Below are 20,392 nucleotides of genomic sequence, written 5' to 3'. Positions count from 1 at the left end.
CTAGCCGACCTTCTCGACGAAGACGCGGATGGTGCCGCCGCAGGACAGCCCGACATTCCAGGCAGCCTCGTCGGCAACGCCAAACTCCAGCATCCTGGGTTTGCCGCTCTGGATCACATCCATGGCCTCGGTGACCACGGCGCCCTCAACGCAACCGCCGGAGACGGACCCCAGGAACGCGCCCTCGTCGTTGATGACGAGGCTCGAGCCCGCCGGGCGCGGTGCCGAGCCCCAGGTCTCCACCACGGTGGCGAGCGCGACGCCACGGCCGGCCTTCTGCCAGTCCTCCGCCGCCTTCAGAATATCCTCGTCGCGATCGAGCATGGCTACCTCTCAGGCTGCGGAGCGGATCAAGCTGCGGTGATGCGGCGGCAGCGGCCGGGAGAGCGTGGTGATCAGCTCCTGGATCGAGCTCAAATTATGTACCGGACGGAATTCGTCAACGTGCGGCAGCATCATTTTGATGCCTTGGGCCTTGGCCTCGAAGCCGCCAAACCGCAGCAGCGGGTTGAGCCAGATCAGCCGCCGGCAGGAACGGTGCAGCCGGTCCATCTCGAAGGCGAGCTTGGAATCGGCCTCCCGCTCCAGCCCGTCGGAGATCAGCAGCACGATGGCGCCCTGGCTCAGCACGCGCCGCGCCCACAATTTGTTGAAATTGTGCAGGGAGGCCGAGATCCGCGTGCCGCCGGCCCAGTCCTCCACCGAGGCCGAGCAGCTCGCCAGCGCCTCGTCGGGATCGCGCTGGCGCAGCGCCCGGGTCACGTTGGTGAGGCGGGTGCCGAACAGGAAGACCGAGACACGTTTTCGCGCGTCCCCTATGGCATGCAGGAAATGCAGGAACAGGCGGGTGTACTCGCTCATCGAACCCGAGATGTCGAGCAGCGCGACGATCGGCGCCGGTTTCTCGATCCGCCCGAGGCGATGGATGTCGATGATGTCGCCGCCCGTGCGTAACGAGGCGCGCAGCGTTCGGCGGAGATCGAGGCGCAGGCCCCGGGGATCGGGCCGGTGCCGGCGCGTCAGAAGCTCGGCCTGCGGCAACCGCATCCGCTCGACGGCGCGGAGCGCTTCGGTGATCTCGGCCGCGCTCATCTGCGCAAAATCCTTTTTCTGAAGGATTTCCTTGTCCGAGACCGACAGACGCAAATCCTGCTCCTGGTGCTGCGGCGTCTCCGTCATGCGCGGCTGCGACATCGCCTCCTGCACACGGCGCGAGCCGGCCTGCGGCTTCTTCTTGGCCTGCTCCGGCAACGGCACTGAATCCAGCATGTGCTTCCACTCTTCCGACGCGCGGAAGAACAGGTTGAAAGCCTGTTTGAAGATCAGCGCATGCTCGTGGCGCTTGACGAAGATCGCCTCCAACGTGGTGAAGACGTCGGCGCGGTTGCCGATGTCGATCACCTGGAGCGCGCTCATGGCATCGATGACCGCACCCGGCCCGACCGGCATGCCGGCCGACCGCAGCGCGCGGGCGAAGCCCACGATATTGTCGGCGAACTGCTCGGTCTGCTCAGGCGCAAGGTGGTTGATGGCCATGGTTCATCACTCTCAGCCGTCATTCCGGGGCGCGCCCTCATGGGCGCGAGCCGGGAATCCATTCAATCTACTCACTCTGAGGCCCAATGGATTTCGGGTTCGCGCTTCGCGCGCCCCGGAATGACAAGCTAGTCGCTCGTCGCGTCCTTCAGTACCTTCTGCAAGGTGTCGCCCTGCATCCGCGTGATGTCGTCCTGGTATTTGAGCAGCGCGCCCAGCGTGTCGCCGACCACTTGCGGGGTCAGCGAGCGGGCGTCGAGCTCCGACAGCGCGGTGGCCCAATCGATGGTCTCGGCGACGCCCGGCGACTTGTAGAAATCCTGATTGCGCAGTGCCTGGACGAAGCGCACAACCTGCTGCGACAATTTTGCGGAGATGCCGGGCACGCGCGACTTGACAATCGCGAGCTCGCGATCGGCGTCGGGATAATCGACCCAGTGATAGAGACAACGCCGCTTCAGCGCGTCGTGGATCTCGCGGGTGCGGTTGGAGGTGATGATGACGATCGGCGGGCTCGGCGCCTTCACGGTGCCGAATTCGGGGATCGTCACCTGGAAGTCGCTGAGGATTTCGAGCAGATAGGCCTCGAACGCCTCGTCGGCGCGGTCGAGCTCGTCGATCAGCAGCACCGGCGGCCCGGCGACGTCAGGCTCGAGCGCCTGGAGCAGCGGTCGCTTGATCATGTAGCGATCGGCGAAAATGTCGGACGACAATTGATCGCGATCGGTATCTCCGGCGGCCTCGGCCATCCGGATCGCGATCATCTGCGCGGCGCTATTCCACTCGTAGACCGCCGAGGAGACGTCGAGGCCTTCGTAACACTGCAGGCGGATCAGCTTCCGCCCCAGGGCCGCCGACAGCACTTTTGCGATCTCGGTCTTGCCGACGCCGGCCTCGCCTTCCAGAAACAGCGGCCGGCCCATGCGCAGCGACAGATAGGTCACCGTGGCCAGCGATCGCTCGGCGAGATAGCCGCGCGACGTCAGGAGTTCGAGCATCGAATCGACCGATGCCGGCAATACAACTGAAGTATTGGCACCGGACGTATTGGCCGCTGAGGTCATGAAAAAGCCAGTCTCGCTACGCCCTCACCGGGGACAAGTTTGGGCCGAGGCGTGAGGATCACTCACTCCTTGGCGTTGGCGGCGTCGAGGGCACGCCGCGTCAGCACGCCGATGAGGTGCGCGCGGTATTCGGCGCTGCCATGGATGTCGCTGTTGAGGCCGTCCGCCGGCACCTCGATGCCGTCAAGCGCTTTCGCGGCGAAGCGCTTCTTCAGGGCTTCCTCGAACGCGGTGACACGGAATACGCCTTCGGAGCCGGCGCCGGTGACCGCGACCCGCACGTCGGAGGGACGCCGCGCCACGAACACGCCGACCAGCGCGTAACGCGAGGCCTGGTTGCGGAATTTGATATAGGCCGCCTTCTTCGGCAGCGGGAACATCACCTTGGTGATGATCTCGTCGGCTTCGAGCGCCGTCGTGAACAGGCCCTGGAAAAACTCTTCCGCCTTAAGGCGGCGCTTGTTCGTGACGATGGTGGCGCCGAGCGCGAGCACTGCAGCCGGATAGTCCGCCGTGGGGTCGTTGTTGGCGAGTGAGCCGCCGATCGTGCCCTTGTGGCGCACGGCGGGATCGCCGATCTGGCTGGCAAGATTCGCGAGCGCCGGGATCGCCTCGCCGACGATGGCCGAGCTTGCGACCTCGGCATGCCTGGCGGTGGCGCCGATCACAAGCGCGCGGCCCTTCATCTCGATCGTGTTGAGCCCATCGATATGGGAGAGGTCGACCAGATGCGGCGGGCTGGCGAGGCGCTGCTTCATGACGGGAATCAGCGTATGGCCGCCGGCGATCACCTTGGCGTCTTCGTTCTTGACCAGGATGTTGGCGGCCTGCCGAACGGTCCCGGGGCGATGATATTTGAAGTCGTACATCTGAATGTCCTGATCGCAGAGTGCGCGCGAGGTTTACGCGAGATCGGATTTCGCCATCGCCTTGGCGCCGGCGGAGATCGAGGTGACGATGTTCTGGTAGCCGGTGCACCGGCAGAGATTGCCTTCCAGCTCCTCGCGGATGGTGTGGTCGTCGAGCTCGTTGCCCTTCCGATGGACGATGTCGATCGCGGTCATGATCATGCCGGGCGTGCAGAAGCCGCACTGCAGGCCATGGTGTTCGCGGAAGGCCTCCTGCATCGGATGCAGCGGCGCGCCGTCGGCGGCCAACCCCTCGATCGTCTTGACCTCGTGGCCGTCGGCCATCACGGCGAGCGTGGTGCAGGACTTCACGGCCTTGCCGTCCAGATGCACGACGCAGGCGCCGCACTGCGAGGTGTCGCAGCCGACATGGGTGCCGGTGAGCCGCAGATTCTCGCGCAGGAACTGCACCAGCAGGGTGCGGGGATCGACATTGGCCGTAACAGGATTGCCGTTCACGATGAGGGAGATTTTTGCCATAAGCACTCTCTATCAGCGCCCCGACGGGTCCCGTCGAAGCGGTTCTTATAATTATTCCAACCCATCATATGGGCCATTATGCCCCGGGGCAACATCACCGGGAATGCAAGGCGCCATGCCGAAAGGCGATAGCGTTCAGCCCTGTACCGCCTTGGCGAAGTTCGCGAAAAATTCGTCGGCCAGTTTCTTGGCGGCGCCGTTGATCAGGCGCTGCCCGAGCTGCGCCAACTTGCCGCCGATCTGTGCCTCGACCTCGTAAGACAAAAGGGTGCCGCCGTCCTTCTCCGCAAGCTTGACCACGGCGCCACCCTTGGCGAAGCCGGCCACCCCGCCCTCGCCTTCGCCGGAGATCTTGTAGCCGTTCGGCGGGTCGAGATCGGACAGCGTGACCTTGCCCTTGAAGCGCGCCGACACCGGACCGACCTTCATTTTCGCCGTCGCACGAAAGCCGCCATCGTCGGTCTTCTCCAGCTCCTCGCAGCCGGGGATGCAGGCCTTCAGCACCTCGGCATCGTTGAGCTTGGCCCACACGGCCTCGCGCGGCGCCGCAAGCTGGACTTCGCCGTTCATCGTCATGGCCATTGGGTGCCTCCCGGGATACCGAACTTGGATCGTGCAACTTTACTGCTCAAGTACCGCACGGAGGCGGCAAAAGAAAGGGTGGCCTCCGGTCACGGGCAATGCATATTCGCAACTGCAAAAAGCTTGCGCCGCCGGTTTGGGATTGGCACAGGCGGGCCATGGTGGTTAGGTCCCGCGTAATATGAGCACATCCCTCTCCCCCCTGCTCGCGCCGATGCTGTCGAGCGTGGCCATGCGCGCGGTCTGCGACGACCGGTCGACCCTCCAGAACATGCTCGATTTCGAGGCAGCCCTGGCCCGAGCCGAGGCCGCCACCGGTGTGATTCCCGCGTCCGCGGTGGGCCCGATCGAAGCCGCATGCAAGGCCGATACCTTTGACATGGCTGCGCTGGCCGAGGCCGCGACGCGATCCGGCAATCTCGCGATCCCCCTGGTCAAGACGCTGACCGCCAATGTCGGCAGGGCCGACGCAGAGGCCGCCCGCTACGTGCATTGGGGCGCGACCAGCCAGGACGTCATCGACACCGCGACCATGCTCACGCTTCGCGCCGGCATCGATGCGTTGGACGCCGATCTCAGCCGCGCCATCAAGGGCTTTGCCGCACTGGCGCGCAATCATCGCAACACGGCGATGGTGGCGCGGACCTGGCTCCAGCACGCGCTGCCGATGCCGTTCGGCCTGAAGGCTGCCGAATACGCCGCAAGCCTCGCCCGCGCCCGCTGCCGCTTGAGGCGGCTCTCCCGCGAGGGCCTCGCACTGCAATTCGGCGGCGCGGCCGGCACGCTTGCAGCACTCGGCGACAAGGGGCTCGTGGTCTCCGAACGGCTGGCTCGGGAGCTGAACCTGCTGCTGCCCGAAGCGCCCTGGCACACCCATCGCGACCGCATCGCGGAAGCCGCATCGAGCTTTGCGATTCTCGCCGGCAGCTGCGGCAAGATCGCGCGCGACGTCTCGCTGCTGATGCAGACCGATGTCGGCGAAGCGTTCGAGCCTGCCGGCGAAGGCCGCGGCGGCTCCTCGACCATGCCGCACAAGCGCAACCCGGTCGCGGCCGCAAGTGCGCTGGGCTGCGCGACCATGGCGCCTCAGCTCGCAGCGACGATTTTTGCCGCACAGGTGCAGGACCACGAACGCAGCGCCGGTCCCTGGCACGCGGAATGGCCGACGCTGCCGCAATTAATGCTGGTCACCTCCGGCGCACTTGCCGCCATCGTCGACATCGCCGAGGGTCTCGATGTCGATGCCGCGCGCATGCGCAGCAATCTCGATGCGACGCACGGGATGATCATGGCGGAAGCGGTCACCTTTGCGCTGGCCGACAAGATCGGCAAGAGCGATGCGCATCATCTGATCGAGGCCGCGAGCAAGCGCGCGGTCGCCGAGAAGAAGCATCTGCGCGAGGTGCTCGCAGCCGATTCGCAGGTCACTGGGTATCTTTCGCAGGAAAAAATTGCGGCGTTGTTCGAGCCGATGGCCTATCAAGGCGCTTCCCAAGCCCTGATCGACCGCCTGCTCGACAGCCTCGAACGCGAATAGAGCAGCCTTGAGCGGACATAAAACGGAGACGCCAGCATGCCCATGATCGATGCCGACGGTTGCCTGATCAACGTCTCCGTCGAGGGCCGCGACGGCGGGCCGACGCTGATGCTGTCGAACTCGCTCGGCTGCACGCTGCAGATGTGGGAGCCGCAGATGAAGGCGCTGACGCAGATATTCCGCGTCATCCGCTACGACCGCCGCGGCCACGGCAAGTCCAACGTTCCGCCCGGCCCCTATACGATGGAGCGCTTCGGCCGCGACGTGCTCGCGATCCTCGACGACCTCAATATCGAGAAAGTGCACTGGTGCGGCCTGTCGATGGGCGGCATGGTCGGGCAATGGCTGGGCGCGAACGCGCCGGAGCGCTTCGGCAAGCTCATCCTCGCCAACACCTCCTGCCACTATGCCGAGCCGACCAAATGGCTCGAGCGCATCGATGCCGTGAAGAAGGGCGGCATCGCCGCCGTCGCCGATGCCGTTATTGCCGGCTGGCTCACCCAGGATTTCCGCGAGCGCGCACCCGACATCAGCGCCAGGATGAAGACGATGCTGCTGGCCTCGCCGGTCGAAGGCTATCTCGCCTGCTGCGAAGCGCTGTCGACGCTCGACCAGCGCGCGCTGCTGCCGAAGATCAAAAGCCCGACGCTGGTGATCGCCGGCCGCCACGACATGGCGACGCCGATTTCGGCGGGTGAATTGATCCGCTCAAACATTCCCGGCGCAAGCATGACCATCATCGACGCCGCCCATATTTCCAATGTCGAGCAGCCGCACGCGTTCACCGACGCAGTGGTAGGCTTCTTGACGCAGCGTTAGTCGCAACCGTCATTGCGAGCGCAGCGAAGCAATCCAGAAAATGCCTCCGCGGTGACAGACTGGCAATGACGAAGGAGGAGAACAGCATGGACGATCAGAAACGCCGCGATGCCGGCATGAACGTGCGCCGAAAAGTGCTGGGCAATGCCTGGGTCGACAAGTCGATCGCGGGTCGCAATGCATTCAACACCGATTTCCAGGACATGATCACGCGCTACGCCTGGGGCGAGATCTGGACGCGGCCGCATTTCGACGAGCGCACGCGGCGGGTGCTGGTGATCGGCACCATGGTTGCGCTCGGCCAATGGGACGAATTCCGCCTGCATGTGCGCGCAGCCCTCGCCGAGGGCGGATTCACGCCCGACGACATCAAGGAAATCCTGCTGCAGCAGGCGATTTATTGCGGCGTGCCGGCGGCGAACCACGCCGTCAAGGAAGCCTCAGCGATTGTGCAGGAGCTCGGCCTGCTCAAGACCTAGCGGCGGGTTGGCCTCGACGGTCCTCTGAACGATCTTGGGCGCCGCCGCGGGCCGTTCGATCACCACCACGATGGCGGCACCGAGCAAGAGTAGGAGCTCGGTGGCATGCAGCCGCAGCGCGGCCATCTCGCCGACCTTCGAGGCCATGATCATGCTCGCAAACGAGATCAGGCTGCCGATCGCAAGCGCAATGCCCAGCGCTTCGTCGCTGCCGCCGTTCTTGCGGATGCGGGGGATGCAGAGCAGCGCAAGGTAGATCGCAAAGAACGCCACCACCGTCAGTCGCCCCAGTGCCAGCAGCCAGGCGGCGCGCACCGTGTCCATCCCCGCCATCTGGAGATGGTCGCTGAGGAAAAGCGCCACTGCGACGCTCGGCCGCTCATAGAGGCCGTGCACCGGCGCCACCATGATGTTGAAGGCAACGAGGGTCCAGACCGGGATGAAATAGGCCGCCAGAAGTGCGCCGTTGACCGAACCGATCCGCCAGTTTCCGAACATGCCGCTTCCCGCTTCGTTTGGCCCGCGCCTTCGATGGAAGGCTTTGCCGGGAGCTAACTCGCATCAGACTGTGGCGGCAATTTAAACCCTTTGTTTACCTTAACTGCCTCCCGACAGGCATCCAATTGGGCGCCGGTGGCGCCGGTTCCGCCCATTGCGGGGAACCGGAGCGCCCAAATGATCTCTGTAAAAGCCTTGATGCGGAGGCAGGGCCGGTTGCAGCCGCCAGTTCCCTCCTGTTACAAAACGAGAATGCTTAAGGGCTGCCGGGGCCCGAGAAGAAACCAGCACTCTCTCTCGAAGAGCTCCCTTTGAGCCGCGTCAGATTTGGGTACGGCAGCCTATGGACTATTTCGCCCAGCAGCTCATCAACGGCCTCGTGCTCGGCTCGATTTACGGGCTGATCGCGATCGGCTACACGATGGTCTACGGCATCGTCGGCATGATCAACTTCGCCCATGGCGATGTCTTCATGATCGGCGGCTTCATCGCGCTGATCACCTTCCTTCTCCTGGTCTCGACCGGCCTGACTTCGGTCCCGGTGATCCTTTTGATCGTGATCCTGGTCTCGATGGCGGTCACCGCCCTGTATGGCTGGACCATCGAGCGCATCGCCTACCGTCCGCTGCGCCACTCCTTCCGCCTGGCGCCGATGCTGTCGGCGATCGGCATGTCGTTCGTGCTGACCAATTATTCGCAGGTGGCGCAAGGCGCACGGGTGAAGCCAGTGCCGCCAGTGATCACCGGCGGATATACGCTGCACGAGAGCGCCGATGGCTTCGTCATCCAGCTCTCCAACATCCAGATCGTGGTGGTCATCACCACCATCGTGCTGCTGGCGATCTTCACCTGGCTGGTGTCGCGCACACGGCTCGGGCGCGACATGCGCGCCTGCGAGCAGGACCAGACCATGGCGGCGCTGCTCGGCGTCAACGTCGACCGCACCATCTCCATGACCTTCGTGATCGGCGCTGCGCTCGCCGCGGTGGCCGGCCTGATGTACCTGCTCTATTACGGCCTAGTCGATTTCTTCATGGGCTTCGTCGCCGGCATCAAGGCGTTCACGGCGGCCGTGCTCGGCGGCATCGGCTCGCTGCCCGGCGCCATGCTCGGGGGGCTCGCGATCGGGCTGATCGAGACGTTCTGGTCGGCCTATTTCTCGGTCGAGTACAAGGACGTCGCCGCGTTCTCGATCCTGATCGTCGTGCTGATCTTCATGCCGACCGGCCTGCTCGGCCGCCCCGAAGTCGAAAAAGTCTGACGGTCGCGCGCGTGAAAACTCCCTCGAGCAATACGGCCAAAGCTGCATCGGGCATCCCCGCTCTCCTGAAGACCGCCTGCGTCAACGCACTGATCGCGCTGGTGCTGTTCTCGCTGATGGTCGGCGTCCGCACCGAAGCCGGTTCCGACGGCCAGCTCACCTATTGGACGCGCTTCGGCGAGGTCGCCTCCCTCGTCGCCGCGGTATTCGGCGGCTCGATCGTGCTCGAGTTGCTCAAGCAATGGATCGGTCCGACCGGCGCCGAGAAGCTGGTGCCGCCAGCAGTGCAGAGCGGAATGTCGTTCCTCGGCCGCTATCTCGCACCGGCGCTCCTGATCTTCACGGTGCTGGTGCCCGTGATCTTCTATGACCAGCGGTACATCCTCGACCTCGCAATCCTCGTGCTCACCTATGTCATGCTGGGCTGGGGATTGAACGTCGTGGTTGGCCTCGCCGGCCTGCTCGATCTCGGCTACGTCGCCTTCTATGCGGTGGGCGCCTATTCCTACGCGCTGCTTGCGACCAATTTCGGCTGGTCATTCTGGATCTGCCTGCCGCTCGCCGGCGTCCTCGCCGCATTCTGGGGCGTGCTGCTCGGCTTTCCCGTGCTGCGCCTGCGCGGCGACTACCTCGCCATCGTGACGCTCGCCTTCGGCGAGATCATCCGCCTCGTCATCATCAATTGGCAGGATCTGACCGGCGGCCCCAACGGCGTCTCCAGCATTCCCCGCCCCTCCTTCTTCGGCATCCCGCTCGACAACAGCGACAACGGGCTCGCCGCCAGGCTCGGCATCGAATATTCGCCGACCCACCGCATCGTCTTCCTGTTCTACCTGATCCTGGCGCTCGCGCTGCTCACCAACTGGGTGACGATCCGGCTGCGCCGCCTGCCGATCGGCCGCGCCTGGGAAGCTTTGCGCGAGGATGAAGTCGCCTGCCGCGCGCTCGGCATCAACACCACGACGACCAAGCTCACGGCATTCGCGACCGGTGCGATGTTCGGCGGCTTTGCCGGCGCGTTCTTCGCGACCCGCCAAGGCTTCATCAGCCCGGAATCCTTCACCTTCCAGGAATCGGCGCTGGTGCTCGCCATCGTCGTGCTCGGCGGCATGGGCTCGCAGCTTGGGGTTGCGCTCTCCGCGCTCGCCATGATCGGCGGTTTCGAGCTGTTCCGCAGCCTCGAGAGCTATCGCATGCTGGTGTTCGGCATGGCCATGGTGCTGATCATGATCTGGCGGCCGCGCGGCCTGATCGGCCATCGCGCGCCGACCGTGTATCTGACCAAGGCCCACGCGATCTCATCCGACCTCGTCAAGGAGGGACACGGATGAGCCGCGACCAGATTCTCGAGGTCGACCGGCTCACCATGCGCTTCGGCGGCATCGTCGCGGTGCAGGACTTGTCGTTTGCTGCCGAGCGGAACAAGATCACCGCGCTGATCGGACCCAACGGCGCCGGTAAGACGACGGTGTTCAACTGCATCACCGGGTTCTACAAGCCGAGCGGCGGCGCCACCCGCCTCAACCATGACGACGGCAAGGTGATCGCGCTGGAGCGGCTGAACGATTTCCGCATCGCCAAGCAGGCCAAGGTCGCCCGCACCTTCCAGAACATCCGCCTGTTTCCCGGCATGACCGCGCTGGAAAACCTGATGGTGGCGCAGCACAACGCGCTGATGCGCGCCTCCGGCTTCACCTTGCTTGGGCTCATTGGCGCGCCTGTCTACCGCGACGCCGAGAAGCGCGCGATCGATCTCGCCACCGATTGGCTCAAGCGGGTCAATTTGCTCGATCGCGCCGACGATGCCGCCGGTAATTTTGCCTATGGCGACCAGCGACGGCTCGAGATCGCACGTGCGATGTGCACCGAGCCCGCGCTCTTGTGCCTGGACGAACCCGCAGCCGGCCTCAACGCGCGCGAGAGTGCCGCCCTGAGCGAACTGCTGCTGTCGATCCGCAACGAGCTCGGCACCTCGATCCTGCTGATCGAGCACGACATGTCTGTGGTGATGGAGATCTCCGACCACATCGTTGTGATGGACCACGGTGTGAAGATCTCTGAAGGCTCCCCGCGCGAGGTTCGCGACGATCCAAAGGTGATCGCCGCCTATCTCGGCACCGATGAGGAAGAGGCGGCGGCCGTGATGGAGAGCGGGTCGTGACGTCGCCCACTGCCTTGCTCGCGATCCGCGGCCTTCGCGCCGCCTACGGCAAGATCGAGGCGCTGAAGGGCGTCGACCTCGAGATCACTGCCGGCGAGATCGTGGCGCTGATCGGCGCCAACGGTGCCGGCAAGTCGACGCTGATGATGACGATCTTCGGCAAGCCGCGCGCCCGCGCCGGCCAGATCCTGTACGAAGGCCGCGACATCACCGAAGTGCCCACCCACGAGATCGCGCATTTGCGCATCGCGCAATCGCCGGAAGGCCGCCGCATCTTCCCGCGCATGAGCGTGGCGGAAAATCTCCAGATGGGGGCGGACGCCACCGAGTGCACTGACGCCGAACGCGAGGCGACGCTACAACGCGTGTTCACGCTGTTCCCGCGACTGAAGGAACGCTACGCCCAGCGTGGCGGAACCCTGTCCGGCGGCGAGCAGCAGATGCTGGCCATCGGCCGCGCCTTGATGAGCCGTCCTCGCCTGCTCCTCCTCGACGAGCCCTCGCTCGGTCTGGCGCCGCTGATCGCGCGCCAGATTTTCGATGCGATCCGCACTCTGAACCGGCAAGACGGCCTCACCGTGCTGATCGTCGAGCAAAACGCCAACCATGCGCTCAAGCTCGCCCATCGCGGCTATGTCATGGTCAATGGCCTGATCACGCTGGCCGGGACCGGCGCCGAGTTGTTGCAGCGCCCCGAGATTCGCGCCGCCTACCTGGAAGGCGGCCGGCACGGTTGAGGCCGCCCAGGGCGCACCCGCGCTGCCGAATGTGGCGAGATATCTCTGCCCATGCCCGTATTTTGCCGGTGACTTCTCCTCGAATTCATTCAAGAATAGCGCCGGTTTGAACCGGGCATGCCCGGTAACTCCCACAGGCGACCACCCTCGAGGTATCTCATGAAATCACTGAAGCTCATCGGTCTGGCATTCGGCGCGTCGATCGCGCTGTCGAGCGCGGCATTCGCGCAGGATGTCACCGTCGCAGTCGCAGGTCCTATGACCGGCGGCGAGTCCGCTTTCGGCCGCCAGATGAAGAACGGCGCCGAGATGGCCGTAGCCGACATCAACGCCGCCGGCGGCCTCAACGGCAAGAAGCTGGCGCTGTCCGTCGAGGACGACGCCTGCGACCCGAAGCAGGCGCGCTCGATCGCCGAGAAGATCGCCGGCGCGAAGATCCCCTTCGTGGCCGGGCATTATTGCTCGTCGTCGTCGATCCCGGCTTCGGAAGCCTATGCCGACGGCAACGTGCTCCAGATTACTCCCGCCTCCACCAATCCGAAGTTCACCGATAGCGGACTGTGGAACGTGGCGCGCGTCTGCGGCCGTGACGACCAGCAGGGCCTGGTCGCCGCCCAGTACATCGCCAAGAACTACAAGGGCAAGAATATCGCCATCCTCAACGACAAGACCACCTACGGCAAGGGTCTTGCGGACGAGACCAAGAAGGCGCTCAACAAGGCCGGCGTCACCGAGAAGATGTACGAGTCCTACAACAAGGGCGACAAGGACTTCAACGCGATCGTCTCGCGGCTGAAGCGCGACAACATCGATCTCGTCTATGTCGGGGGCTACCATCAGGAGAGCGGCCTGATCCTGCGCCAGATGCGCGACCAGGGCCTCAAGACCGTGCTGATGGCCGGCGACGCGCTCGCCGACAAGGAATATGCCTCCATCACCGGCCCTGCCGGCGAAGGCACGCTGTTCACCTTCGGCCCCGATCCGCGCAACAAGCCGACCGCGAAGAAGATCGTCGAGGCCTTCAAGGCCAAGAACATCGACCCTGAGGGCTACACGCTCTACACCTACGCGGCGATGCAGGTCTGGTCGCAGGCGGCCAAGAAGGCCGGCACTACCGACGCCAAGAAGGTCATGGCGGCCATCAAGGCCGGCAAGTGGGACACCGTGATCGGGCCGATCGAGTATGACGCCAAGGGCGACATCAAGCAGCTCGACTACGTCGTCTACAAATGGGACGCCAAGGGCGGCTACGCCGCGATCAGCGGCAACGGCACCTAAGCACGCTTGCCGGGGGCCTGAACGCCTCATTCAATCATCATAGCGCCCCGGCTTGCCCCGGGGCGTTTCTTCCTGCGTCAGAATCAGACGGCTGCAGGCAGCGCGCCGTCCGCCGCAGCTTGGGCGTTCCTTAGTGCCTGAAGAAGATCGTTCGGCCGAAACGGCTTTTGCAGGCAGACCACGTTGGCGAGGTGGGGCGATTGTTCCATGAAGTCCAGTGCCATCATCCCCGACACCGCAACGACCGGGAGACTCGGTGCAAGCTCGCGCAGCGTCGTGATGACCTCGACGCCGCTGGTATCGCCAAGGAAAATGTCCACGATTGCCGCGTCGAAGCAGGTCTCGGTGAAGGCTTTCACCCCGGCTGCGCCGCTATCGGCCTCAACGACGTCGTAACGGTTGACGCGCAGCACGATCGCGACCATCGCACGGACGTCCTTCTGGTCGTCGATGATGAGAACGCGGGGCATAGGGAACAACTCCCGGATCCTGATTCAAAATGCCTGATTCAAACCTGGAACCCGTAGCAGCGGGAGAGCATTATGGCACCGTCCAGTAAAGCGCATCTTACCCGATCCCCCGTGCGCGTTCCCCATAAAATTAAGTAAACTGTAACCTTCGGTTGAGTCGCGGTGGGTTTTGTCATGATGCGTGCCCAGAACCCGCTACCATGGACCAAAATTGATTGGGCCAAATGAGATTGGCGAAGATGCTCAAGACCGATCTGCGAGAGCTTCACGTGTCCGCGCCGACCCCGAAAGACCGCACCGCAGCATTGGCGATCGTGGGCGTCTCGTCGATCCTGTTCGCAATGGCCGTGCCCTTCGCAGGTATCCCGCTGCTGCCCGTGCCAGCCTTCGTCGCGAGCTATCAATCCGCGCTCGTCGTCGCGGACATCGTCACCGCGGTCCTGCTGTTGTCGCAGTTTGCGGTGCTCAGGACCCGCGCGCTGCTCGTGCTGGCGACGGGCTATCTGTTCACCGCTGCCGCGGCCGTGGTCCATGCCCTCACCTTCCCCGGACTTTTTTCGCCGACCGGGCTGCTGGGAGCCAACCAGCAGACCACGGTCTGGCTCTACATGATCTGGCACGGTGGCTTCCCGCTCTGCGTGCTGGCCTATGCCTGGCTGAAGGAGGCCGACGGCGGCGCCCGGATCGCGGGCTCGGCAAGCAAGGCGATCTACGCCAGCGTGGTCGGCGTCGCCGCGGTCATGGTCGTCTTGACCTGGATCGTCACTGCCCAGCACGACCTGCTTCCGGTCCTGCTGCGCGACGGCCGTTACACGCAGATCATGATCGGCGTGGTGGCCTTTGTCTGGTCCTTGAGCTTTGCCGCGCTGGTCTCGCTGTGGTTCCGCCGTCCGCATTCGGTCATCGACGTCTGGCTCATGGTGGTGATGTGCGCGTGGCTGTTCGACATCGCGCTGTCGGCGATCGTCAACGTCGCGCGCTTCGATCTCGGCTTCTACGCCGGCCGCGTCTACGGCCTCTGCGCGGCGACCTTCGTGCTCGCAGTGCTTTTGATCGAAAATGTCCGCCTCCAGGCGCACACGCTGGGGCTCGTCGGCAGGTTGCGCCAGCAGTCAGCATTGGATCGCGACTATTATGGCAAGCGCCTTGCGCTGTACGGGGCCGTCGTCGAATCCGCCAATGATGCCATCATTACGAAGACCCTCGACGGTGTCATCACGGGCTGGAACAAGGCCGCCGAACATCTGTTCGGCTATGCCGCCGCGGAGGCCATCGGCCAGCCGATCGACATCATCGTGCCGGAGGACCGCAAGGCCGAGGTCAGGGGTATCCTGAACAGGGTCGGCGGCAATGAAACGATCGCCCAGCATGAAACGGTCCGGATCCGAAAGGACGGTCGGCCGCTCGACGTCGTTCTCAATGTTTCTCCGCTCAAATCAGCCAACGGACAGATCATCGGCGCTTCCAAGATCGCCCACGACATCACGGAAGAGAAGCAGGCAAGAGAAAAACTGCGCCGCGAGGTCGAGGAGCGGCAGCGGATCTTCGAGACCTCGCAGGACCTGATCCTGGTCACCGACGGTTTTGGCAATTTCATCCAGGTCAGCCCCAGCGTGAAGACCATTCTGGGCTTGAGTCCGGAGGACATGATCGGGCACAGCGCCACCGAGTTCATTCATCCCGATGACCTCCAGAAGACGCGCGACGAGATGCGCGCGGCGCGGCGTGGCGCGGTCAAGCGCAGCTTCGAGGCGCGCTACTACCACTACGATGGTCACGAGGTCACGCTGAACTGGATGGGCACCTGGTCCGATCCGGTCAAGCGCCATTTCTTCATCGGTCGCGACCTCACCGAGAAGCAGGCCGCCGAGGCGCAGTTCAGGCACGTCCAGAAGATGGACTCCATCGGTCAATTGACCGGCGGTGTCGCGCACGACTTCAACAATGTGCTGACCGTCATCACCGGCACGATCGGCATCCTGGCGGACGCGGTCGCTGACCGTCCCGAGCTCGCTGCCATCACCAAGCTGATCGATGACGCCGCCGAACGCGGCGCGCAACTGACCAAGCATCTGCTCGCCTTCGCCCGCAAGCAGCCGCTCCAACCGCGCGAAATCGACGTCAACGCATTGACGCTCGAGGCCGCAAAGCTCCTGCATCCCACGCTCGGCGAGCAGATCACCATCATGCCGCAACTCACCGAGGATGCGTGGCCGGCACTGATCGACCCGGGCCAGCTTTCCACCGCGATCCTCAATCTCGCGCTGAACGCGCGAGATGCCATGCCCAACGGCGGCACGCTGGTGCTGGAGACCCGCAACATCTTTCTTGACGACGGCTATGCCAGCATGAACCCCGACGTGGTGGCTGGCAATTACGTCATGATCGCCGTCAGCGACACCGGCTCCGGAATCCCGCCGGAGTTGATGGACCGGGTGTTCGATCCCTTCTTCACCACCAAGGAGGTCGGCAAGGGCACCGGCCTCGGGCTCAGCATGGTGTTCGGCTTCGTCAAGCAGTCCGGCGGACACATCAAGATCTACAGCGAGGAAGGCCACGGCACGAGCGTGAAGATCTACCTGCCGCGCTCGAGCGGCGTGCAGGAGACCGAGTTCGAGGCGCTCCAGAACGCGCCCGTCACCGGCGGCCACGAAAAGATCCTGATCGTCGAGGACGACGCGCTGGTGCGCCAATATGTCGTGACCCAGATCAAGAGCCTCGGCTATGTCACCCTCGAAGCCGGCAACGCGGCCGAGGCCCTCGTCATTATCGACGCCGACAAGAACATCGACCTGCTGTTCACGGACGTCATAATGCCGGGCAACATGAACGGACGCCAGCTCGCCGACGAGGCGGCTCGCCGCCGCCCCGACCTGAAGACGCTGTTCACCTCGGGCTACACCGAGAACGCCATCGTCCATCACGGACGGCTCGATTCCGGCGTGCTGCTGCTGGCAAAGCCCTACCGCAAGTCCGAGCTCGCCAAGATGCTGAGGACCGCGCTCGCGGGTTGAGCCTGCGGCATCCCTGCGATATCGCTGAAGCGGACGCCCTTCAGCCCTGCGGAGCCGCCTTGAAAAACCTTCTCACCGATATCGCCGGCGTCCGCGTCGGCCATGCCGAGGATGCGAAAATTGCCACTGGCACGACCGCGATCATCTTCGACGCCCCCGCTGTTACGGCCATCGATGTTCGCGGCGGCGGACCCGGCACGCGCGAAGACGCGTTGCTCGACCTCGCCAGCACCGTCGATCGCGTTGACGCCATTGCGCTGTCCGGCGGCTCAGCCTTTGGAATCGACGCCGGCGGCGGCATCCAGGCCTGGCTCGCCGAACAAGGCCGCGGCTTGCGGATTCGCGAGGCTGTGATTCCGATCGTCCCCGGCGCGATCGTTTTCGACCTGCTCAACGGTGGCGACAAGAGCTGGGGACGCTTCGCGCCCTATCGCGATCTCGGCTACGCCGCAGCGTTGGCCGCCAGCGACGATTTCGCGCTGGGCAGCGTCGGGGCCGGCCTCGGAGCCACCACCGCAACCTTCAAGGGCGGACTGGGATCGGCCTCCGCGGTCCTGGCCAATGGCATCAAGGTCGCTGCGATCATCGTCGTCAACGCGGTCGGCAGCACAACGGTTGGCGAGGGGCCTTGGTTCTGGGCTGCACCGTTCGAGGAGAACGGCGAGTTCGGCGGGCGCGGCCTGCCGTCCGCGTTCACGCCGGACATGCTGGCGATGCGCATCAAGGGCGGACCCGCCGCGAGCGCACGTGAGAACACCACGATCGGCCTCGTCGTTACCGATGCCATGCTGACCAAGGCCCAGGCCAAGCGGCTTGCGATGATCGCGCATACCGGGTTCGCCCGTGCGATTTATCCTGTGCATGCCCCAACCGATGGCGACGTGCTGTTCGCCGCCGCAACGGGCGAGAAGCCGATCGAGCCGCTGGTCGGCCTCACCGAACTGGGAACCGTCGCCGCCAACGTGGTCGCACGCGCGATCGCTCGCGGCGTCTACAATGCGACGGCCCTGCCGTTTGCCGGCGCGCTGCCGGCGTGGAAGGATCGGTTCGGCTAGAAACGAAACGGCTGACACGGCGTTACCCTGACGGGCCAAGGTGCACCGCCATGCCGTCTTCCGTGATCCGGTTTTTCCGTTATGCGCCCGAGACTCGCGAGCTGAAAGTGACTTTCGTGAGCGGACGCCTCTATGTCTACGAGGACGTTCCGCCCGAGGTCGCCGCGGCGTTCAGGAATGCGCGCTCAAAGGGTACATTCTTCAACCGCGAATCCGCGACCGTTATGTCTACCGTGACATCACTCACGAATATGCAGGCTAGCCGTGAGCAAGGTTACACGCTCATCGACATCGATGAACCGACAGCCGCTGAGGCACCTTGTCCCTGCCCGCCCTGCCGCTGCATCAACTGCGCGAACAGATCGTACGCCGAATTACGGGGGCTGGAGGCGCCCGGGACCGTCGTCGACATCTTGAAGCCGTCGGCGTAGGTGACCGTGGTGGTGGTCGAGCCGTCGGCGCCGGTCGTCGAGGTCGAGGCCGAGCCGCCGCTGGAGGGCGAGGAGGAATTCGAACCGCTGCCGGACGCATCGCCCGCACCTTGCGCATGATGGTGGCCGCGATGGCCGCTCTTCAGTGCCTTCGACATCTCATCGAGGCTGACGCTGCCGTCGGTATTCGAATCCAGCTTCGAGAAAACGTCGTCGGCCTGCGCGAGGTTGGTGCCGCCGGCGCCGAGCGCATTCTCGAATTCCGACTTGGTGATCTTGCCGTCGCCGTCGCCATCGATCTGCGAGAACAGGTCCTTCAGGGCGGCGTCGCGGCGCGTCGAGGACGAGGATGTTGAACTGGACGAGGTCGAACTCGCTGCGCTGCTCGTACTGTCCGAGGATTGGCTCTGCGCGGCGAACAGCGCGTTCATCGTCTCCGGCGAGATCTGCGGGGTTTTGCCCGCATTGACCGACGAGGTCGCGCCGGTCGTGCTGTTGCTGCCGCTGTCGACCGCGAACGGATTGGTCGCAGGCTTTTGCGAGGACCCCGTCTTCTGCGTCGAAGAGGACGATTTCGAATTCGTCAGCGACTGGATCGCGTCGAGCGCGCTCGATACGGCCCCAAGAGCGAACAACATTGCACAACTCCAACCGATGCGGCATGCCGCGGCCAATGTTCTGTTCAGGTGAAGTCAGCAAGCGCCGTGCCAGCGCAAAAAGCTCAATGAAATCCGCTTTCACCGCGCTTTGCACGGCCCGGGAACACCGGCAATTCATGCCGATCGCGGCAGAAATTTCCGCCCACAGGAAGCACGCCGCCCCTGCATTGCCCGGCTGAGAGGCCCATGTTAGGCGAGTCCATCTTTCACGGCCGCCACGGGAAACCGCCATGACCCAAGCCTTCGCTCCCCGCCCCCTGGCAATCGCGCCCTCGATCCTGGCCTCGGACTTCTCCAGGCTCGGCGAGGAGGTGCGCGCCGTGGACGCCGCCGGAGCCGACTGGATCCATCTCGACGTCATGGACGGGCACTTCGTTCCCAACATCTCGTATGGCCCCGACGTCATCAAGGCGATGCGCCCGCACACCAAGAAGATCTTCGACGCGCATCTGATGATCTCGCCCTGCGACCCCTACCTGGAAGCCTTTGCGAAAGCCGGCTGCGACCACATCACCGTGCATGCCGAGGCCGGTCCCCATCTGCACCGCTCGCTTCAGGCGATCCGCGCGCTCGGCAAGAAGGCCGGCGTTTCGCTCAATCCGGGCACGCCGATCAGCGCGCTCGAATACGTTCTGGACCTGGTCGACCTCGTGCTGGTGATGTCGGTCAATCCCGGCTTCGGCGGCCAAGCCTTCATCCCCGCCTCGATCGGCAAGATCCGCGACATCCGCGCGATGACGGCGGGCCGTCCGATCGACATCGAAGTCGACGGCGGCGTCGGCTCCGACGTCGCAGGTCCCCTCGCCGCAGCCGGCGCCAACGCCTTCGTCGCCGGCACGTCCGTGTTCAGGGGCGGCACGCAGGACGCCTACAAGACCAACATCGCGGCGATCCGCAACGCCGCCGCGGGCGCGCGTGGCGAGGCGATCTGAGGGCCCGCTCGGCTCCGCAGACGTGCGGCTTCTACGGGTGTTGCGGCGCGCAATGCCTAAATTTGCAACCTTGATCCGTACTCCTCCGGGCTTCCCTGATTCGCGCAAATCACCGCTAGTGATTCTTGCCTGTTTCGCGGGAGCACATCATGACGACGACCCTGGTTTGGACTGGCGTGGCGTTGTGGCTTGGTTTTTGTGCGTTTGTTGTGTTTGGTCCATCAGCCGGACCGGTGAAGGTCTCGGTACGCTCGGCCCGCATCGCCCGTCGCGACTGGTATCGGGCCTGACCCCATGCAGATCGCGCTCGTAAAGCGTCAGCCGAAGCGCCGGTGCCGCATCCCGCGGCGCCCGCATCCTGACCTCGATTTTTTCTTCGGTCGGCTCGAACGCACCGAAGGCGAGATGCGCGACGACACCGGGCCCGACATGGACCTGGATCATCCGCTCCGGTCACCGCGCCGGCATTGAATTCTTTTCTGGACCAAGCT

Annotated in this window: 22 protein-coding genes and 1 pseudogene; 14 read left to right on the top strand and 9 right to left on the bottom strand. The window is 64.4% G+C overall.

The annotated features are described in order from the left end of the window. The 6 genes from IVB40_RS13155 to IVB40_RS13130 all read right to left on the bottom strand — a co-directional run bounded on the left by IVB40_RS13155 (nucleotide 1) and on the right by IVB40_RS13130 (nucleotide 4,570). Complete coding sequence (locus IVB40_RS13155; RefSeq protein ID WP_247819016.1) at nucleotides 1-324, bottom strand: XdhC family protein; 324 nt, start codon at nucleotides 322-324, stop codon at nucleotides 1-3. A gap of 9 nt (nucleotides 325-333) precedes the next feature. Continuing rightward, entirely contained in the window at nucleotides 334-1,536 is a 1,203-nt protein-coding gene (locus IVB40_RS13150; protein ID WP_247287222.1) for a VWA domain-containing protein, read from the bottom strand. A 128-nt stretch (nucleotides 1,537-1,664) separates the two neighbouring features. After that, complete coding sequence (locus IVB40_RS13145) at nucleotides 1,665-2,600, bottom strand: MoxR family ATPase (protein ID WP_247287225.1); 936 nt, start codon at nucleotides 2,598-2,600, stop codon at nucleotides 1,665-1,667. Between the two features lie 62 nt (nucleotides 2,601-2,662). Next, entirely contained in the window at nucleotides 2,663-3,469 is an 807-nt protein-coding gene (locus tag IVB40_RS13140) for a xanthine dehydrogenase family protein subunit M (protein ID WP_027567711.1), read from the bottom strand. A gap of 33 nt (nucleotides 3,470-3,502) precedes the next feature. Next, entirely contained in the window at nucleotides 3,503-3,988 is a 486-nt protein-coding gene (locus IVB40_RS13135; protein ID WP_007602418.1) for a (2Fe-2S)-binding protein, read from the bottom strand. Nucleotides 3,989-4,123: 135 nt separating this feature from the next. Further along, nucleotides 4,124-4,570, bottom strand: coding sequence for a carbon monoxide dehydrogenase subunit G (locus IVB40_RS13130; RefSeq protein ID WP_018455582.1), 447 nt, complete (start codon nucleotides 4,568-4,570; stop codon nucleotides 4,124-4,126). Between the two features lie 181 nt (nucleotides 4,571-4,751). Here IVB40_RS13130 and IVB40_RS13125 point away from each other — a divergent pair, with 181 nt between their 5' ends. The 3 genes from IVB40_RS13125 to IVB40_RS13115 all read left to right on the top strand — a co-directional run bounded on the left by IVB40_RS13125 (nucleotide 4,752) and on the right by IVB40_RS13115 (nucleotide 7,405). Continuing rightward, nucleotides 4,752-6,107 (top strand): 3-carboxy-cis,cis-muconate cycloisomerase, encoded by a 1,356-nt coding sequence (locus IVB40_RS13125; RefSeq protein WP_247819015.1) that lies wholly within the window; start codon nucleotides 4,752-4,754, stop codon nucleotides 6,105-6,107. A gap of 36 nt (nucleotides 6,108-6,143) precedes the next feature. Beyond that, nucleotides 6,144-6,926, top strand: coding sequence for a 3-oxoadipate enol-lactonase (gene pcaD / locus IVB40_RS13120; RefSeq protein WP_247819014.1), 783 nt, complete (start codon nucleotides 6,144-6,146; stop codon nucleotides 6,924-6,926). An 86-nt stretch (nucleotides 6,927-7,012) separates the two neighbouring features. Continuing rightward, nucleotides 7,013-7,405 (top strand): carboxymuconolactone decarboxylase family protein, encoded by a 393-nt coding sequence (locus IVB40_RS13115; protein ID WP_027567707.1) that lies wholly within the window; start codon nucleotides 7,013-7,015, stop codon nucleotides 7,403-7,405. Here the strand turns inward: IVB40_RS13115 and IVB40_RS13110 are convergent. Continuing rightward, the gene (locus IVB40_RS13110) at nucleotides 7,367-7,903 is read right to left on the bottom strand and encodes a hypothetical protein (RefSeq protein ID WP_247819013.1); all 537 of its coding nucleotides are present in this window, start codon (nucleotides 7,901-7,903) and stop codon (nucleotides 7,367-7,369) included. The genes IVB40_RS13115 and IVB40_RS13110 overlap by 39 nt on opposite strands. A gap of 343 nt (nucleotides 7,904-8,246) precedes the next feature. Between IVB40_RS13110 and IVB40_RS13105 the strand changes: the two genes are divergently transcribed. The 5 genes from IVB40_RS13105 (at nucleotide 8,247) to IVB40_RS13085 (ending at nucleotide 13,340) form a co-directional block, all read left to right on the top strand. Further along, entirely contained in the window at nucleotides 8,247-9,164 is a 918-nt protein-coding gene (locus IVB40_RS13105) for a branched-chain amino acid ABC transporter permease LivH (RefSeq protein ID WP_247819012.1), read from the top strand. Between the two features lie 11 nt (nucleotides 9,165-9,175). Continuing rightward, a complete protein-coding gene (livM, locus tag IVB40_RS13100; protein ID WP_247287230.1) occupies nucleotides 9,176-10,495 on the top strand; it encodes a high-affinity branched-chain amino acid ABC transporter permease LivM in 1,320 nt (439 codons plus the stop codon). Next, entirely contained in the window at nucleotides 10,492-11,325 is an 834-nt protein-coding gene (locus tag IVB40_RS13095; RefSeq protein WP_247819011.1) for an ATP-binding cassette domain-containing protein, read from the top strand. Before livM ends, IVB40_RS13095 begins: the two co-directional genes overlap by 4 nt. Then, nucleotides 11,322-12,062, top strand: coding sequence for an ABC transporter ATP-binding protein (locus tag IVB40_RS13090; protein WP_027518807.1), 741 nt, complete (start codon nucleotides 11,322-11,324; stop codon nucleotides 12,060-12,062). The genes IVB40_RS13095 and IVB40_RS13090 overlap by 4 nt, the downstream gene beginning before the upstream one ends. A 159-nt stretch (nucleotides 12,063-12,221) precedes the next feature. Beyond that, nucleotides 12,222-13,340 (top strand): branched-chain amino acid ABC transporter substrate-binding protein, encoded by a 1,119-nt coding sequence (locus IVB40_RS13085; RefSeq protein WP_007602405.1) that lies wholly within the window; start codon nucleotides 12,222-12,224, stop codon nucleotides 13,338-13,340. An 83-nt stretch (nucleotides 13,341-13,423) separates the two neighbouring features. Here the strand turns inward: IVB40_RS13085 and IVB40_RS13080 are convergent, their stop codons facing one another. After that, the gene (locus IVB40_RS13080) at nucleotides 13,424-13,810 is read right to left on the bottom strand and encodes a response regulator (protein WP_027567703.1); all 387 of its coding nucleotides are present in this window, start codon (nucleotides 13,808-13,810) and stop codon (nucleotides 13,424-13,426) included. Nucleotides 13,811-14,049: 239 nt separating this feature from the next. Between IVB40_RS13080 and IVB40_RS13075 the strand changes: the two genes are divergently transcribed. The 3 genes and pseudogenes from IVB40_RS13075 (at nucleotide 14,050) to IVB40_RS13065 (ending at nucleotide 18,141) form a co-directional block, all read left to right on the top strand. Continuing rightward, entirely contained in the window at nucleotides 14,050-16,824 is a 2,775-nt protein-coding gene (locus IVB40_RS13075) for a PAS domain S-box protein (RefSeq protein WP_247819010.1), read from the top strand. A 59-nt stretch (nucleotides 16,825-16,883) separates the two neighbouring features. After that, complete coding sequence (locus IVB40_RS13070) at nucleotides 16,884-17,879, top strand: P1 family peptidase (RefSeq protein ID WP_247362384.1); 996 nt, start codon at nucleotides 16,884-16,886, stop codon at nucleotides 17,877-17,879. Nucleotides 17,880-17,929: 50 nt separating this feature from the next. Further along, nucleotides 17,930-18,141 (top strand): annotated as a pseudogene (locus IVB40_RS13065) (KTSC domain-containing protein). Between the two features lie 12 nt (nucleotides 18,142-18,153). Here the strand turns inward: IVB40_RS13065 and IVB40_RS13060 are convergent. Continuing rightward, on the bottom strand, nucleotides 18,154-18,948 hold the full coding sequence (locus IVB40_RS13060; RefSeq protein WP_247362386.1) for an EF-hand domain-containing protein: 795 nt from the start codon (nucleotides 18,946-18,948) through the stop codon (nucleotides 18,154-18,156). Nucleotides 18,949-19,199: 251 nt separating this feature from the next. On the opposite strand from IVB40_RS13060, the gene rpe reads away from it, so the two are divergent. The 3 genes from rpe to IVB40_RS13045 all read left to right on the top strand — a co-directional run bounded on the left by rpe (nucleotide 19,200) and on the right by IVB40_RS13045 (nucleotide 20,372). Next, the gene (gene rpe, locus IVB40_RS13055) at nucleotides 19,200-19,901 is read left to right on the top strand and encodes a ribulose-phosphate 3-epimerase (protein ID WP_247362388.1); all 702 of its coding nucleotides are present in this window, start codon (nucleotides 19,200-19,202) and stop codon (nucleotides 19,899-19,901) included. Between the two features lie 149 nt (nucleotides 19,902-20,050). Continuing rightward, nucleotides 20,051-20,191 carry a hypothetical protein gene (locus tag IVB40_RS13050; protein WP_162847284.1) on the top strand — a complete coding sequence of 47 codons (141 nt, stop codon included), beginning with the start codon at nucleotides 20,051-20,053 and terminating at the stop codon, nucleotides 20,189-20,191. A 4-nt stretch (nucleotides 20,192-20,195) separates the two neighbouring features. Further along, on the top strand, nucleotides 20,196-20,372 hold the full coding sequence (locus tag IVB40_RS13045) for a hypothetical protein (protein ID WP_197031140.1): 177 nt from the start codon (nucleotides 20,196-20,198) through the stop codon (nucleotides 20,370-20,372). The last annotated feature ends 20 nt before the right edge of the window (nucleotides 20,373-20,392 follow it).

Source organism: Bradyrhizobium sp. 40 (assembly GCF_023100925.1).
Lineage (GTDB): Bacteria > Pseudomonadota > Alphaproteobacteria > Rhizobiales > Xanthobacteraceae > Bradyrhizobium.
Note: the sequence above shows the minus strand (reverse complement) of the source record. Positions and strands in the feature narration are given on the sequence as shown.

What these genes read in the sequence shown, in the direction of transcription:
- pcaD (WP_247819014.1), top strand. Translation starts at nt 6,144, where the DNA reads ATGCCCATGATCGATGCCGACGGTTGCCTGATCAACGTCTCCGTCGAG.
- IVB40_RS13045 (WP_197031140.1), top strand. Translation starts at nt 20,196, where the DNA reads ATGCAGATCGCGCTCGTAAAGCGTCAGCCGAAGCGCCGGTGCCGCATC.
- IVB40_RS13110 (WP_247819013.1), bottom strand. Translation starts at nt 7,903, where the DNA reads ATGTTCGGAAACTGGCGGATCGGTTCGGTCAACGGCGCACTTCTGGCG.
- IVB40_RS13135 (WP_007602418.1), bottom strand. Translation starts at nt 3,988, where the DNA reads ATGGCAAAAATCTCCCTCATCGTGAACGGCAATCCTGTTACGGCCAAT.
- IVB40_RS13145 (WP_247287225.1), bottom strand. Translation starts at nt 2,600, where the DNA reads ATGACCTCAGCGGCCAATACGTCCGGTGCCAATACTTCAGTTGTATTG.
- IVB40_RS13075 (WP_247819010.1), top strand. Translation starts at nt 14,050, where the DNA reads ATGCTCAAGACCGATCTGCGAGAGCTTCACGTGTCCGCGCCGACCCCG.
- IVB40_RS13060 (WP_247362386.1), bottom strand. Translation starts at nt 18,948, where the DNA reads ATGTTGTTCGCTCTTGGGGCCGTATCGAGCGCGCTCGACGCGATCCAG.
- IVB40_RS13140 (WP_027567711.1), bottom strand. Translation starts at nt 3,469, where the DNA reads ATGTACGACTTCAAATATCATCGCCCCGGGACCGTTCGGCAGGCCGCC.
- IVB40_RS13095 (WP_247819011.1), top strand. Translation starts at nt 10,492, where the DNA reads ATGAGCCGCGACCAGATTCTCGAGGTCGACCGGCTCACCATGCGCTTC.
- IVB40_RS13050 (WP_162847284.1), top strand. Translation starts at nt 20,051, where the DNA reads ATGACGACGACCCTGGTTTGGACTGGCGTGGCGTTGTGGCTTGGTTTT.
- IVB40_RS13155 (WP_247819016.1), bottom strand. Translation starts at nt 324, where the DNA reads ATGCTCGATCGCGACGAGGATATTCTGAAGGCGGCGGAGGACTGGCAG.
- IVB40_RS13085 (WP_007602405.1), top strand. Translation starts at nt 12,222, where the DNA reads ATGAAATCACTGAAGCTCATCGGTCTGGCATTCGGCGCGTCGATCGCG.
- IVB40_RS13125 (WP_247819015.1), top strand. Translation starts at nt 4,752, where the DNA reads ATGAGCACATCCCTCTCCCCCCTGCTCGCGCCGATGCTGTCGAGCGTG.
- IVB40_RS13115 (WP_027567707.1), top strand. Translation starts at nt 7,013, where the DNA reads ATGGACGATCAGAAACGCCGCGATGCCGGCATGAACGTGCGCCGAAAA.
- rpe (WP_247362388.1), top strand. Translation starts at nt 19,200, where the DNA reads ATGACCCAAGCCTTCGCTCCCCGCCCCCTGGCAATCGCGCCCTCGATC.
- IVB40_RS13130 (WP_018455582.1), bottom strand. Translation starts at nt 4,570, where the DNA reads ATGGCCATGACGATGAACGGCGAAGTCCAGCTTGCGGCGCCGCGCGAG.
- IVB40_RS13080 (WP_027567703.1), bottom strand. Translation starts at nt 13,810, where the DNA reads ATGCCCCGCGTTCTCATCATCGACGACCAGAAGGACGTCCGTGCGATG.
- IVB40_RS13150 (WP_247287222.1), bottom strand. Translation starts at nt 1,536, where the DNA reads ATGGCCATCAACCACCTTGCGCCTGAGCAGACCGAGCAGTTCGCCGAC.
- IVB40_RS13105 (WP_247819012.1), top strand. Translation starts at nt 8,247, where the DNA reads ATGGACTATTTCGCCCAGCAGCTCATCAACGGCCTCGTGCTCGGCTCG.